This window comes from Chryseobacterium sp. JV558, assembly GCF_033712365.1.
GTDB lineage: Bacteria > Bacteroidota > Bacteroidia > Flavobacteriales > Weeksellaceae > Chryseobacterium.
This window is the reverse complement of the sequence record NZ_WJHU01000005.1, coordinates 52152-66786: the sequence shown is the minus strand read 5'-3', so window position 1 is coordinate 66786 and position 14635 is coordinate 52152. Positions and strand designations below refer to the sequence as shown.

11 protein-coding genes are annotated in these 14635 nt (G+C 36.8%); 9 read left to right on the top strand and 2 right to left on the bottom strand.

The genetic code is table 11. The features are described from left to right. Positions 1-54 precede the first annotated feature (54 nt). On the bottom strand, positions 55-3450 hold the full coding sequence (ileS, locus tag GFU89_RS17540) for an isoleucine--tRNA ligase (RefSeq protein WP_318848371.1): 3396 nt from the start codon (positions 3448-3450) through the stop codon (positions 55-57). A 385-nt stretch (positions 3451-3835) separates the two neighbouring features. Here ileS and GFU89_RS17535 point away from each other — a divergent pair, with 385 nt between their 5' ends. From GFU89_RS17535 to GFU89_RS17520, 4 genes are all read left to right on the top strand, one after another. Next, positions 3836-5524 carry a M23 family metallopeptidase gene (locus tag GFU89_RS17535; RefSeq protein ID WP_318848370.1) on the top strand — a complete coding sequence of 563 codons (1689 nt, stop codon included), beginning with the start codon at positions 3836-3838 and terminating at the stop codon, positions 5522-5524. Between the two features lie 67 nt (positions 5525-5591). Next, a complete protein-coding gene (locus GFU89_RS17530; RefSeq protein WP_318848369.1) occupies positions 5592-6881 on the top strand; it encodes a phenylacetate--CoA ligase family protein in 1290 nt (429 codons plus the stop codon). A gap of 75 nt (positions 6882-6956) precedes the next feature. Further along, positions 6957-7556 (top strand): hypothetical protein, encoded by a 600-nt coding sequence (locus GFU89_RS17525; protein ID WP_318848368.1) that lies wholly within the window; start codon positions 6957-6959, stop codon positions 7554-7556. A gap of 97 nt (positions 7557-7653) precedes the next feature. Continuing rightward, entirely contained in the window at positions 7654-8262 is a 609-nt protein-coding gene (locus tag GFU89_RS17520; RefSeq protein WP_318848367.1) for a hypothetical protein, read from the top strand. A 32-nt stretch (positions 8263-8294) separates the two neighbouring features. Here GFU89_RS17520 and GFU89_RS17515 read toward each other — a convergent pair whose 3' ends face one another. Beyond that, on the bottom strand, positions 8295-9551 hold the full coding sequence (locus GFU89_RS17515) for an NAD(P)/FAD-dependent oxidoreductase (RefSeq protein WP_318848366.1): 1257 nt from the start codon (positions 9549-9551) through the stop codon (positions 8295-8297). 98 nt (positions 9552-9649) lie between these two features. Between GFU89_RS17515 and GFU89_RS17510 the strand changes: the two genes are divergently transcribed. The 5 genes from GFU89_RS17510 to GFU89_RS17490 all read left to right on the top strand — a co-directional run bounded on the left by GFU89_RS17510 (position 9650) and on the right by GFU89_RS17490 (position 14473). After that, entirely contained in the window at positions 9650-11170 is a 1521-nt protein-coding gene (locus GFU89_RS17510) for an aromatic amino acid ammonia-lyase (protein WP_318848365.1), read from the top strand. Positions 11171-11252: 82 nt separating this feature from the next. Next, the gene (gene fabG / locus GFU89_RS17505) at positions 11253-11984 is read left to right on the top strand and encodes a 3-oxoacyl-ACP reductase FabG (RefSeq protein ID WP_318848364.1); all 732 of its coding nucleotides are present in this window, start codon (positions 11253-11255) and stop codon (positions 11982-11984) included. 1 nt (position 11985) lies between these two features. After that, on the top strand, positions 11986-13206 hold the full coding sequence (locus tag GFU89_RS17500; protein ID WP_318848363.1) for a beta-ketoacyl-[acyl-carrier-protein] synthase family protein: 1221 nt from the start codon (positions 11986-11988) through the stop codon (positions 13204-13206). Between the two features lie 4 nt (positions 13207-13210). Continuing rightward, positions 13211-13465, top strand: a complete 255-nt coding sequence (locus GFU89_RS17495) for an acyl carrier protein (RefSeq protein WP_101240639.1) — start codon at positions 13211-13213, stop codon at positions 13463-13465. A gap of 123 nt (positions 13466-13588) precedes the next feature. Next, positions 13589-14473, top strand: coding sequence for a lipid A biosynthesis acyltransferase (locus GFU89_RS17490; protein WP_318848362.1), 885 nt, complete (start codon positions 13589-13591; stop codon positions 14471-14473). The last annotated feature ends 162 nt before the right edge of the window (positions 14474-14635 follow it).

Sequence of the window (14635 nt, the reverse complement as noted above, 5' to 3'; positions counted from 1 at the left end):
TTTCTCTTTTTTAATAAAATTATGAAATGGAATTTGAAATATAATAACTACATGTTAATTTTTTTCAACATTTATCTTAAAATTAACTTCATCTATTTCGATTTCGTTAAAATTTGAAAGTGAAGATACAATTTCTATTTTATTTGACAAGACTTCGGAAGAAATATATTCCTCATTTTTCTTAATATCACTCAGGAAAGGAGAGCTTTCTTCTAATGTGATTGAAATTCTGTCTGTCAGTTCAAAGTCCTTCTCTTTTCGCAAGTTTTGAATTCTGTTGATGAATTCTCTTGCAATTCCTTCAGATTTTAACTCATCGGTTAATGTCAAATCTAATGCCACAGTTGTTTTACCATCAGAAGTTACCGTCCATCCCGGGATATCTTTTGTAGAGATTTCTACATCATCAAGAGTGATCTCATATCCCTGAACGTCTATCTTTCCTTCTTTTTCCAGACTGGAAATCTGTTCTGCAGTAAGATTGCTAATTTCGGCACCTACCACCTTCATGTCTTTTCCTAATTTAGGACCAAGCGCTTTGAAGTTTGGTTTTATCTGTTTTACAATTAAGTGAGATGCTTCTTCAGCATTGATTAACTGTAGTTCTTTTACGTTTACTTCCTGTTTGATCAGTTCTGCTACGGCAAGAATCTGCTCTTCAGTTTTCTTATCCAATACAGGAACCAATACTTTTTGTAACGGCTGACGAACTTTTACATTTTCTTTCTTTCTCAATGAGAAAACCATACTTGTAATGTTCTGAGCCAAATGCGTTTTTTCAACCAGATCCTGATCAATTAGACTTTCATCAGCTACTGGGAAGTCTGTTAAGTGTACAGATTCACAGTTTTCTTTCCCTGTTACTTTATTTAAATCCTGATATAATTGATCCATAAAGAATGGAGCAATAGGAGCAGATAGTTTTGCAACCGTCTCAAGACAAGTGTATAAAGTCTGATAAGCAGAGATCTTGTCATCAGAATAATCTCCTTTCCAGAAACGTCTTCTGCATAATCTTACATACCAGTTACTTAAATTATCGTTCACAAAGTTACTGATCGCTCTTGCTACTCTTGTAGGTTCATAGTCTTCATAGAAAGCTTTCACTTCTTTGATCAGAAGATTCAGTTCAGAAAGAACCCATCTGTCAATTTCAGGACGGTTTTCCACTTCTTTTTCTGAATAGTTGAAGCCATCCACATTCGCATATAAAGCAAAGAATGAATAGGTATTATAAAGTGTTCCAAAGAACTTTCTTCTTACTTCGTCAATTCCTTCAATGTCAAACTTCAGGTTTTCCCATGGGTTTGCATTCGAGATCATATACCAACGGGTAGCATCTGGTCCGTACACAGAAAGGGTTTCGAACGGATCTACAGCATTTCCTAAACGTTTTGACATCTTCTGTCCGTTCTTATCCAGAACAAGACCGTTACTCATTACATTTTTATAAGCAACAGAATCAAAAACAGCAGTTCCGATTGCGTGAAGCGTATAGAACCATCCACGAGTCTGGTCAACACCTTCTGCGATGAAATCAGCAGGGAATGCTTTATTGTTGTCGATTAATTCTTTATTTTCAAAAGGATAATGCAGTTGAGCATAAGGCATAGAACCTGAATCAAACCAAACGTCGATCAAGTCGCTTTCACGCTTCATTGCTTTTCCTGAATCAGAAACCAATATTACTTTGTCTACTACATTTTTGTGAAGATCCACAAGCTCATAGTTAGACTCAGCCATATTTCCGATGATGAAACCTTTGAATGGGTTTTCAGTCATCAGTCCAGTTGCAATTGATTTCTCGATTTCATTGTATAATTCTTCTACAGAACCGATGATCTTTTCTTCTTTCAGGTCTTCTGTTCTCCATATAGGCAACGGAATACCCCAATATCTTGAACGGGAAAGATTCCAGTCGTTCACATTCTCCAACCAGTTGGCAAAACGTCCTTCTCCGGTAGCTTTTGGCTTCCAGTTGATTTCTTTGTTCAAATTAACCAGTCTGTCTTTTACAGCGGTCATTTTCACAAACCATGAATCCAGCGGATAATACAATACCGGTTTGTCTGTTCTCCAGCAGTGTGGATAAGAGTGGACATATTTTTCTACTTTGAAAGCCTTGTTTTCCGTTTTCAAAAGGATTGCAAGTTCTACATCCCAAGATTTCTCAGGAGCAGTTCCTTCATCGTAATATTCATTTTTGATATAGGTTCCGGAGAATACCTCAGGAACATTCTCTCCTTTGATGAATTTACCCTGTAAATCTACCAATGGTACAAGATTGTCATTTTCATCCTTCACCAACATTGGCGGGATCTCAGGTTGAGCCATTTTAGCAACTCTCGCATCATCAGCACCGAAAGTAGGGGCAGTATGAACAACACCTGTACCGTCTTCTGTTGTTACAAAATCTCCAAGGATTACTCTGAATGCATTTTCAGCATTATCGTTTGGCGTAAACCAAGGAACTAATTGCTCGTATCTTGTGTCAACAAATTTTTCTCCTGTAAACTCTTTTAAAACCTTGAAAGGAATTACTTTAGTTTCCGGAGTATAGTTGGCAAAATCTTCATCTGTACCTTCTGTAAATTTTTTACCGAAAACCTTAGGTAAAAGGACTCTTGATAAAACAACAGTTACAGGCTCAAATGTATATTGATTAAAAGTTTTAACTACAACATATTCAATATCTCTACCTACAGTAAGAGCGGTATTGGATGGCAATGTCCATGGAGTCGTCGTCCATGCAAGGATATGAACATCTCCGTCAACATCATTGAATAATGCTGAAGAGTCTTTCTTTACTTTGAACTGAGCTACAACCGTAGTATCTGAAACATCACGGTAGGTTCCAGGCTGATTCAGCTCGTGAGAAGAAAGTCCTGTTCCTGCTTTCGGAGAGTAAGGCTGGATGGTGTACCCTTTATACAACAAGCTTTTGTCGTATAACTGTTTCAACAACCACCAAACCGTTTCCATATATTTTGACTTGTACGTGATGTACGGATCATCAAGGTCTACCCAATATCCAATTTTCTCCGTAAGGGTATTCCATACGTCTGTATAGCGCATTACCGCTTCACGGCAAGCTCTGTTATAATCTTCAATAGATATTTTTTTGCCAATATCTTCTTTAGTAATTCCTAATTCCTTTTCTACACCCAGTTCCACAGGAAGACCATGCGTATCCCAGCCTGCTTTACGGAAAACCTGTTTCCCGTTCTGCGTCTGGTAACGGCAGAAAATATCTTTCAATGCTCTTGCCATTACGTGGTGAATTCCAGGCATACCGTTTGCTGAAGGTGGACCTTCATAAAAAACAAACTCAGGATTTCCCTGACGAATCTCAACACTCTTATTGAAAGTTTTATTTTGTTTCCAAAATTCCGCTACATTCTCTGCTACGTCAATAAGGTTGAGGTTTTTGTATTCTTTAAATTGGCTCATTGTAAATATCTCAATATCGTTGATTAATTAAGTCTGCAAATTTACTAAATTTTGTCGGTTTATAATATATGTTTTATTTCGATATATTCTATTAAAAAGTTCAATTTCAGAAATATAAATGGGAGAGGTGATAAAAAGCAAATGGTGAATGATCAATAAGTGAATTTTTCCGGCTGTTTTTTATGTGAAATTTTATGCAAATTGTTCAATAGAAATGGGCTTTAGCTCGTTTGGGAATGGCGAAAATGCTCCGTTGGTTTTAGCCCAAACTTAAAAACAAATTCTAGCAATTATTTCCCATAATTCTATGTGAGAATCTGAAAAAAAATAGAACCATCTCTTAAAAATTCGTACATTTAAATAGACCTATAAAACCAAATGCTGTATGAAAACCTTTTATCAACTGATGCTTTTTGTCTGCTTTATCAACTCAAGCATTGTACAGGCTCAAAATAATTACCCTCAGAATTATTTCAGAAATCCACTCAATATTCCCATGCAGTTGGCAGCCAATTTTGGAGCTGTAAGGACAAATCACTTTCACATGGGACTGGATCTGAGAACCAATAGCCAGGAAAATTTGCCGGTTTTAGCAGCTGCAGAAGGGTATGTAAGCAGGATAAAAGTAGAGCGTTACGGATTTGGAAATGCTGTGTATGTTACTCATCCCAATGGTTATACTACCGTGTATGCCCATCTGAACAAATACTTCAATAAGCTTGATGAATATGTAAAGGAAAGACAATACAAAGATGAAAAGTGGGAGCAGGATATAAGTTTTCAACCCGGACAGTTTCCGGTAGAGAAAGGACAGCAAATTGCATTGAGTGGAAATACAGGAGGATCAGCAGGACCGCATTTGCATTTTGAAATAAGAGATACCAAAACAGAAGAATGCCTTAATCCTCTACTTTTCGGTTTTGCTATTCCTGATACTGTTGCACCTATTATCAGCGGCCTGTATTGGTATGACAGACGTTTCAGTACTTATGAACCTGGCGCGAATGGAATTGCAGTGAAAAAAGCTGGAAATGTTTATACTTCTAACCTCATTCAGGTTAATTCTCCGGAAATAAGTTTTGCTATTAAAGCTGTAGATAAGGCCAATCAAGGTTTTAATCTGGGGATTTATCATGCTGAACTATTGATGGATGGAAAGGTGATTTATAGTTTTAAAATTGATAAGATACACTATGATGATACCCGATATATTAACGGCTGTATAGATTATACTAAATTCATCAGGGATAAAATGGGAATTCAGCACTTGGCTGATTTACCGGGGATGAAACTTCAGAATTACAGCACTCCAAATTTGACAGGGATAATCAATCTTCAGGATGAGGAAGTTCATAACATTGAAATAGTACTGAAAGATACGAGAGGAAATGCAAGTCGGTTAACAACAAAAGTTCAGTTAAATAAAACTTCAGACAAAATATCTTCTACAGGGAAAGCAGTAATGCCTAACGAAGGAAAAACAATTTCCACAGAAAATACAGAGATTAATTTCAGCAAAAATGCAGTCTATGATGCGGTAAATTTCAATGCTTATGAAAAACCGGATGCCGATCCCAATGCTGTTTCAAATAGTATCGTTTTGCATAGTCCGTATATTCCGGTTCAGGACGAATATACTTTGAAAATAAAACCCAATAGAAAATTAACTGCCGCAGAAAAAGATAAAGCCGTTATCCTCCTTGATTACGGCAGTGATAAGAATGTGGTAAAAGCAAAATGGAATGGTGACAGGGCAGAAGGGCAGTTCAATAGATTAGGTACAGCAAAATTATTGATAGATAATACCCAGCCGTCTGTTTCATCAGGTTGGGCTGAAGGGGCATTGGTAAACAGTGGCTCTTTATTGTTAAAAGGAACAGCGAAAGTGGGAGATATTATTTCATTCCGGGCTGAACTGAATGGAAAATGGCTTCGCTTTGCCCGGGTAAAAGATAATTTTGTCTATACTTTTGATGAAAAATGTACAAAAGGTTCTGGTGCTCATACTTTAAAAGTAACAACCATAAATACCGCTGGAAATACAAACATACAAACCTTTACCTTCCAGAGATAAATAATCTTTTAATACTTAAATCTTTTAATTTTAATTAAATAAATTTGCTCTTTAAAAATTAAAATCATTGGAATTTCATCCGTCAATCGAGAAAGCAGGTATTCAGGAAATCAAACTATTTCAGGAAGAAAAACTTCATGAGCTTTTGATTTATCTTGAAACTCATTCCCCTTTTTATCAGAAACTGTTCAAAGAAAACAATATTCATATTGCTGACATTCGTACTTTGGAGGATCTTCAGAGAATTCCTACCACTACAAAGAATGATCTGCAGCAATACAATCATGATTTCTTCTGCATAACACCAGATAAAATTGTCGATTACAGTACCACTTCCGGAACGTTGGGAGATCCGGTTACTTTCGGGCTTTCCGATAATGATCTTGAAAGGCTTGCTTATAATGAAGCGATCTCTTTTGCCTGCGCAGGAATTCAGAAAGGAGACGTTGTTCAGATGATTACTACCATAGACAAAAGGTTTATGGCAGGACTTGCTTATTTTTTAGGTTTAAGAAAAATGGGGGCAAGCGTAGTGAGAATGGGTCCTGGAATTCCTGAACTGCAATGGGATTCTATTTTCAGATACAAACCTAAATATTTGATTACCGTTCCTTCTTTTCTGTTGAAAATGATTGATTATGCTGAAAAGCACGGATTGGATTATAAAAATTCCAGCGTGTATGGAGCTGTGTGTATTGGGGAAAGTATCAAAAATCAAGATTTTACGGATAATATTCTCTCACAGAAGATCAAAGAAAAGTGGAATATAAAACTTTTTTCCACCTATGCTTCTACCGAAATGAGTACCGCCTTTACTGAATGTGAATTCCAGATCGGAGGACATCACCACCCGGAATTAATTATCACAGAAATTCTGGATGATAACGGAAATCCGGTTAAAGAAGGAGAAAGTGGAGAACTTACAATCACAACTTTAGGCGTTGAAGCAATCCCTTTGCTAAGATTTAAAACCGGAGATATTGTAAAAGCTCACTATGAGCCGTGCCAGTGTGGGAGAAATACAATGAGATTAGGGCCTGTAGTAGGGAGGAAACAGCAGATGATCAAATATAAAGGAACAACACTGTATCCGCCGGCAATGAATGATATTCTGAATGACTTCAATAATATTTTATGCTATCAGATTGTCATTCAGGCTAATGAAATAGGTCTTGACGAAATTATCATTAAACTAAGTACAGAAGAACACGACAGCTTTGTGAATGAGGTGAGAGACCACTTCCGGGCAAAATTGAGAGTAAGCCCGAAAATTGAAATCATTGATTTTAATATTCTATCCAAAACTGTTTTTAATCCAAACAGCAGAAAGCCAATTACTTTTATTGATTTAAGATAAAATTAAACCTGAAAAAAGACCTAGATCTGCATTTTTATATATCTTTGGTCGCTTAAATATTAGAGCTAATACACTATGAAAAAATTATTATTGCTACTTTTTGTAGCTATTGCAACGACAACATTCGCCCAAAATAAAATTAATATTGAATCCGGGAATTTTGACTTTCTGAAAGATCAGACTGAGGTAAATGTTCAGTTTAAATTTGAAAAGCCACTTTTTCAGGCAGATAATTATACTGAAGCCCAATATCTTGAAAGAAGAAAGGCAGAGACGTTGGCTAAGAAAGGCGAGGAATCCTGGAAAGAATGGGATGAAGAGTGGCAAAAGCATAAAGAATCTGTTTTTTTAGATAGATTTATTCAAGGACTAAACGGCAAAGCGAAAAAAATAAAATTCAGTAAAGGTGTTACGGCAAAGTACACATTAATACTAGATACAAAGTGGATCTATGCCGGATGGACAGGATTTGTAACACAGCCCGCTAAATTATCCTCAGAATTGATATTTGTTGAAACTGAAAACCCATCTAAAGTGTTAGCTAAAATTCAAGGTGATAAGATTGAGGGGATAGGAAGTAAAGTTAGTTATCATATGGAATATGGAAGAATATCTGCAGCATATGAAAAAACAGGAAAAGAATTAGGAAAAGCTATTAAAAGTGCTTTAAAATAAAACAAAAAACGGTCTGAGAAATTCAGACCGTTTTTTTGTGGTCAATAATTAATAAAAGTAAATATCTTTGAGTACTTAAATAGTAAAACTAATACACATGAAAAAATTATTATTGATTACGTTGTTGATCATGATGACAATGGCTTTCGGACAGGAGAAAATGAAACTCACTTCAGGAGATTTTAAAGCCTTAAAAGATCAGAAAGAAGTGAATGTAGAACTTAGATTTGACAATGTACTGTTTATGAAAGAAAACTTTACGGAAGCTCAATATCTGGAAAATAGAAAAGAAGATGTTCTTGCCAATCCGAAAAGAGGAAAAGAAGGATGGAAAAAATGGATTGGAGAATGGGAACGATATAAAAAAGAAGAATATATCAACTACTTTACAAAAGGGTTAGGCAAATACTATAAAGATGTTACATTTAAAAAAGATGGTTCTGCTCAATATACTTTAATTGTAGACACAAAATGGCTTTCCCCCGGATGGCATGGCGGAATGATCGTAATGGAAGCACAAGTAAGCGGAACCATAAAATTGGTGGAAGCCGGTAATCCATCGGTCGTTTTGGCTGAAGTGGAGCTGAACCAATTTGATAAATTTATTCAGAGTAAGGAAGAGGTTATGGAATATGGAAGAATTGCTACCGTATACGAATCCGCGGGAAGATATCTGGGAAAAGAAATCAAAAAATCTATGAAATAATAAAAAACGGTCTGAAAATTCAGACCGTTTTTTTATGCTTGGTTTTGCTGTTCCTGTTTTTCTAGTTTGATCAGGTTGGCAAGGTTTTTAATCACTGTATCGTGCTTTTTTACAAAAGGATTGTCTTTATTCCAGACATACCCTGCTAAAACAGCACAGATCTTTTTCTTTACGTCCGGATTTTCCGGCTGGTGAAAGAAGAGCTCCTGAAGATTTCCGGTATACCATTCTTTTACATATGTGGTAAAGACATCTACTCCGTATAAAATATAATCAGTGTATTCTGTCTGCCAGTTGATTGTTTCTCCGTTTAATTGTCTTAACGCCAGTTTTGCGGCCAGCATTCCGGATTCTGTGGCAAAAGCCATTCCCGAAGAGAATACCGGGTCAAGGAATTCTGATGCATTTCCCGTTAAAGCAAATCCATCTCCAAATAAACTTTTTACCGAACAAGAGTAATCTTTCAGATGTTTAGGCTCAAAAAGGAATTCTACATCTCCAAAACGTTTTACATAATAATCAGAAAGAGAAATAGCTTTTCTTAAAGCTTCGGCTGTATCTCCGTTTTCAGATAATTTGTCAATATATTCAGTAGGGCCTACAATTCCTAAGCTTGTATTTCCATTGGAAAAAGGAATTACCCAAAGCCATACTTCTGTTTCAATGATGTCAAAAGAAATTAAAGTCCCTTCCTCTCCCGGTTCTCTGTTGCTATCATTTACATGAGAAAAAATAGCAGAATGAGGAGATAATTTTGAAGGTTTTTCAAGGTCCAGCAGACGAGGCAGTACTCTTCCGTACCCACTGGAATCAATAACAAACTTTGCATGGATCTCTTTCGTTTCTCCATCCTTATTTTTTACCGTCGTTACAGAATCTGTTCCGTTAAATTTTATGTCAATAACTTCAGTCTCAAATTCAAGATCAACTCCTTTATTAATAACTTCCTGAGCAAGGGTATTATCAAAATCAGCTCTCGGAACCTGCCAGGTCCAGTCCCAGCCTTCCCCGAATTTGTTGCTGAAATCAAAAATGCAGACTTCATCACCGCGAAGAAAACGTGCTCCAAGCTTTTTTTCAAAGCCCATTTTATCTAATGCAGGGAAAAGTCCGGCCTCTTCAAAGTGATCCATTACCCTCGGAATTAAGCTTTCACCCACTACGAGTCTTGGGAATTTTGTCTTTTCGACTACTTTTACGCTGACGTTATTGTTCTTCAGGTATGAAGAAGACACGCATCCGGAAGGTCCAGCTCCGATTACAAGAACGTCAACAAATTCTTTGCTCATCTTTGATTTTTTATTTTAATAATAACTTTTATCTTTGCCGCAAAATTAGTGACAAATAATTAATATTTTACAAAATTATCAACTATTACTTTTAATTGATGAAAATAAATAACTTTTTAGAACTGAAAGACTTTCAAAAAATTATCATTGAGAATGAAAAAATAGAACTGGATGAATCACTTTTATCAAGAGTGGATAAGAGTTTTCAGTTTTTAAAGGAGTTTTCAAAAAATAAAGTAATATATGGTGTAAACACCGGTTTTGGGCCAATGGCTCAGTTTAAAATCAGTGATGAAGACACCCACCAGCTTCAGTATAACCTGATAAGAAGCCATTCTTCAGGAATCGGAAACCCTTTGCCTGCAGATGAGGTGAAAGCATGTATGCTGGCAAGACTGAATACTTTGTCATTAGGGAATTCGGGAGTACACCAGTCTGTTGTTTATCTTCTTCAGGAGTTGATCAACAGAGATATTACCCCATTGATCTTTGAACATGGAGGAGTAGGAGCAAGTGGTGACCTTGTTCAGCTGGCTCACCTGGCTTTGGTACTGATCGGAGAAGGAGAAGTCTTTTATAAAGGAGAAAGAACATCAACGAAAAAGGTTTTTGAAACAGAAGGATTAGAACCGATAAAAGTAGAGATCCGTGAAGGACTTGCTTTGATGAACGGAACTTCCGTGATGTCAGGAATTGGTATTGTGAATGCTTATAAAGCCAATCAGCTTACAGATATTTCCCTGAGACTTTCTTGTGCCATCAATGAAATTGTACAGGCTTACGATGATCATTTATCTGAAGCGCTGAACGGAACCAAAAGACATTACGGTCAGCAGAAAGTAGCAGAAAGAATGCGTGCTCACCTGGCAGACAGTAAACTGATCAGAAAAAGAGAAGATCACCTTTATACCCATTTTGAAGAACAGGAAAAGGTATTCAAAGAAAAAGTTCAGGAATATTATTCTTTACGATGTGTTCCTCAGATTTTGGGTCCGGTACTGGACACTTTGGAATATACGGAGAAAGTACTTGAAAATGAGATCAATTCAGCCAATGATAATCCGATTATCAACGTTGAAGACCAGCACGTTTACCACGGAGGAAACTTCCACGGAGATTATATCTCTCTGGAAATGGACAAACTTAAGATTGTGGTAACCAAGCTGACAATGCTTGCGGAAAGACAATTGAACTATCTTCTGAATGCTAAAATCAATGAAATTTTGCCTCCTTTTGTAAATTTAGGTAAATTAGGTTTCAATTTCGGGATGCAGGGAGTACAGTTTACGGCAACTTCTACTACGGCAGAAAGCCAGATGCTGTCGAATTCTATGTATGTTCACAGTATTCCAAATAATAATGACAACCAGGATATCGTTAGCATGGGAACCAATGCCGCGGTGATCTGCAGAAAAGTCATTGAAAATGCTTTTGAAGTATTGGCGATTGAAGCCATTACAATCATTCAGGCTGTTGAATATCTTGGGTTCCAGGATAAGGTTTCGTCCTCTACAAAAGAATTGTATGATGAAATCAGAAAAATAATTCCTGCTTTCTCAGATGATATGGTGATGTATCCATACTTGGAGGAAGTGAAGAAATATCTGAAAGGAATGTAACTATTAGCTGTCATGGATTGTCTATTCAATTAAAGACACTCTTTCAACTTAAAAAAACTAAAAACGATATAAACACTAACGCATGAAATGTGCAATTGTAACAGGAGGCTCCAGAGGAATCGGGAGGGCAATCTGTATAAAACTGGCTGAAGAGAAAAACTATCACATCCTTATCAACTACGCTTCAAACGAAACCGCAGCTAAAGAAACATTGGCTAAAGTAGAAGAATTGGGTGCTACCGGAGAAATCCTTAAATTTGATGTAGGAAATACCGAAGAGACAAAGACTGTTTTAACGGACTGGCAGGAGAGAAACCCTGACGCAGTAGTAGAAGTAATTGTCAATAATGCCGGAATCACAAGAGACGGTCTTTTTATGTGGATGCAGAAAGAAGACTGGAACAGTGTAATCAATACAAGTCTGGATGGGTTCTTCAATGTAACCCATTTCTTCATTCAAAAGCTGCTTCGTAACAAATACGGAAGAATCATCAATATGGTTTCAGTATCCGGAGTAAAAGGAACAGCAGGCCAGACAAATTACTCAGCTGCAAAAGGTGCTGTAGTAGGTGCTACAAAAGCTCTTGCGCAGGAAGTTGCCAAAAGAAACGTTACTGTAAATGCAGTAGCTCCGGGCTTTATCAAAACAGATATGACTCAGGAGTTCAATGAAGAAGAATTGAAAGCTATGATTCCTGCCAACAGATTTGGAGAAGCAGAAGAAGTGGCAGATCTTGTTGCATTCTTAGCATCTAAAAAATCTTCTTACATTACAGGAGAAGTGATTAATATTAACGGAGGAATTTATTCATAACATGGAAAATAGGGTTGTAATTACCGGAATGGGAATTTATTCCTGCATCGGGACGTCTTTAGAAGAGGTCAGGGAATCCCTATATCAAGGAAAATCCGGTATTGTTTTAGATCCGGACAGAAAAGAATTTGGTTTCAGGTCAGGTCTTACAGGCGTTGTTCCCAAACCCGATCTTAAAAACCTTTTAAACAGACGCCAGCGTGTCAGTATGGGAGAAGAAAGCGAATATGCTTATCTGGCGACCATGGATGCATTGAAGCAGGCGAATCTGGATGAAGAGTTCCTGGATTCTCATGAAGTGGGGATCTTATACGGAAATGACAGTGTTTCCCAGGCAGTTGTAGAATCTATTGATATTGCAAGGGAAAAGAAAGATACTACATTGATGGGGTCGGGAGCGATCTTCAAATCAATGAATTCAACGGTGACAATGAACCTTTCCACCATCTTTAAACTGAAAGGAATTAACCTTACCATAAGCGCGGCATGTGCAAGCGGTTCGCACTCGTTGGGACTGGCTTATATGATGATCAGGAATGGTTTTCAGGATATGATTATCTGTGGAGGAGCTCAGGAAACCAACAAATATTCTATGGCGAGCTTTGACGGATTGGGAGTTTTCTCAGCCAGAGAAGATGAGCCTACAAAAGCTTCCAGACCTTTCGATGCAGAAAGAGACGGATTGATTCCAAGCGGAGGTGCTGCCAGTCTGATTGTTGAAAGTCTGGAATCTGCCCAAAGAAGAGGTGTTCCGATCCTTGCAGAAATTATTGGATATGGTTTCTCTTCAAACGGAGGTCATATTTCAACACCCAATGTAGATGGGCCTGCTTTGGCAATGGACAGAGCGCTTAAACAATCAGGATTAAAAGCTTCAGACATTGATTATATTAATGCTCATGCAACTTCTACCCCTATTGGTGATGCCAATGAGGCAAAAGCAATCTATGAGATTTTCGGAGGTGAAGTTCCGGTAAGTTCTACCAAATCTATGACCGGACATGAGTGCTGGATGGCAGGTGCAAGTGAAGTGATCTACTCTATTCTGATGATGCAGAATGATTTCGTTGCTCCTAACATTAATCTGGAAAATCCTGATAATGAAGCACAAAAGATAAATTTGGTCGCAAAAACAAAAAATCAAAAAATTGATGTATTTTTGTCGAATTCTTTTGGGTTTGGGGGAACCAATTCTGCACTAATAGTTAAAAAATTTGATTAAAAACATGGAAAGGGAAAAAATTGTTGCCATTGTTAATGATTTTCTGGTAAATGAATTCGAGGTAGACGGAGACGAAATCAGTAATGATGCCAACCTTAAAAATACACTGGGCTTAGACAGCCTGGACTATATCGACATGGTCGTCGTGATCGAATCCAATTTCGGAGTGAAATTAGGAGAAGCAGATTTCAAGAAAATGATAACATTTGATGATTTCTATACAACGATTGAAAACAAGATTGCTGAAAAAAACGCGTAGTTATTGAGTACATCTTTATTCTATAAAAAATGAGCCAATGTAATAATATCACTGTGTTCCGGTAAAGAACGCTTTAAAAAAAGATAGTATTACATTGGTTCTCTGTTATATTAAATTCTATATATGAACAAGTGGAAAGGTAAATCTAAAGGAACAGTACTCGGATACAGAATATTCGTCTGGTGTATTAGAAATATCGGGATCAGAAGTTCATATGGCGTGCTTTACTTTGTGGCAGCCTACTACTCGCTGTTTCAGAAAAAGAGTAATCAATATATTCTCTATTACTTTCAGAAAAGACTGAACTACGGATACTGGAAATCCAAAGCTTCTATATTTAAAAGCTATTTTACCTTCGGAAAAATTCTGATTGATAAAACCGCTATTTCTGCCGGGCTCAGAGGTAAATACACTTATGAATTTGACGGTATTGAAAATCTCAGAGATCTTTTGGCAGCTAAAAAAGGAGGTGTCCTCATCAGTGCTCATATCGGTAATTTTGAAATTGCTGAACATTTTTTCGCCGATATCGACTTCGACTGTCAGATCAATCTTGTAACTACAGATCAGGAAGTTACCGTCATTAAGGAATATCTGGAAAGTGTTGCCGTAAAAGAGAGTAATATCAAATTTATCTATGTAAAAGAAGATATGTCGCATATCTTTGAGATCAACAAAGCTTTGTCAGATAATGAACTGATCTGCTTCACCGGAGACCGCTATTTTGAAGGTTCAAAATATCTGGAAGCAGAACTGCTGGGGAAAAGTGCCAAGTTTCCGGCTGGTCCGTTTTTAATTGCCTCAAGATTAGGAGTGCCCGTAGTATATGTGTATGTGATGAAGGAAAATAATCTTCATTACCACCTGTATGCAAGAGTGGCTCAGAATATAAAAAACCGTGATTCACAGGGGCTTTTGCAATCATATGTTCAGAATCTTGAAACCATGGTGAAAAAATATCCGCTTCAATGGTTTAATTATTTTGATTTTTGGGACGATATAGATTAATTTTTCTATTTTTATCCCCTAAAAACTAACGAAAAACTAAAAACCATTAAGATTTACTGAGAATTAAGATCATTAAATAGTATTTTCCAAATAAAATTTCTTTGTCTACTGTACCAAAGTAATCTTTAAATATCTTAAATTCCCTTATTCTTAATTATTATA

Coding starts and splice junctions, on each gene's coding strand:
- ileS (WP_318848371.1), bottom strand. CDS start 3,450: ATGAGCCAATTTAAAGAATACAAAAACCTCAACCTTATTGACGTAGCA.
- GFU89_RS17535 (WP_318848370.1), top strand. CDS start 3,836: ATGAAAACCTTTTATCAACTGATGCTTTTTGTCTGCTTTATCAACTCA.
- GFU89_RS17525 (WP_318848368.1), top strand. CDS start 6,957: ATGAAAAAATTATTATTGCTACTTTTTGTAGCTATTGCAACGACAACA.
- GFU89_RS17520 (WP_318848367.1), top strand. CDS start 7,654: ATGAAAAAATTATTATTGATTACGTTGTTGATCATGATGACAATGGCT.
- GFU89_RS17515 (WP_318848366.1), bottom strand. CDS start 9,551: ATGAGCAAAGAATTTGTTGACGTTCTTGTAATCGGAGCTGGACCTTCC.
- GFU89_RS17510 (WP_318848365.1), top strand. CDS start 9,650: ATGAAAATAAATAACTTTTTAGAACTGAAAGACTTTCAAAAAATTATC.
- fabG (WP_318848364.1), top strand. CDS start 11,253: ATGAAATGTGCAATTGTAACAGGAGGCTCCAGAGGAATCGGGAGGGCA.
- GFU89_RS17500 (WP_318848363.1), top strand. CDS start 11,986: ATGGAAAATAGGGTTGTAATTACCGGAATGGGAATTTATTCCTGCATC.
- GFU89_RS17495 (WP_101240639.1), top strand. CDS start 13,211: ATGGAAAGGGAAAAAATTGTTGCCATTGTTAATGATTTTCTGGTAAAT.
- GFU89_RS17490 (WP_318848362.1), top strand. CDS start 13,589: ATGAACAAGTGGAAAGGTAAATCTAAAGGAACAGTACTCGGATACAGA.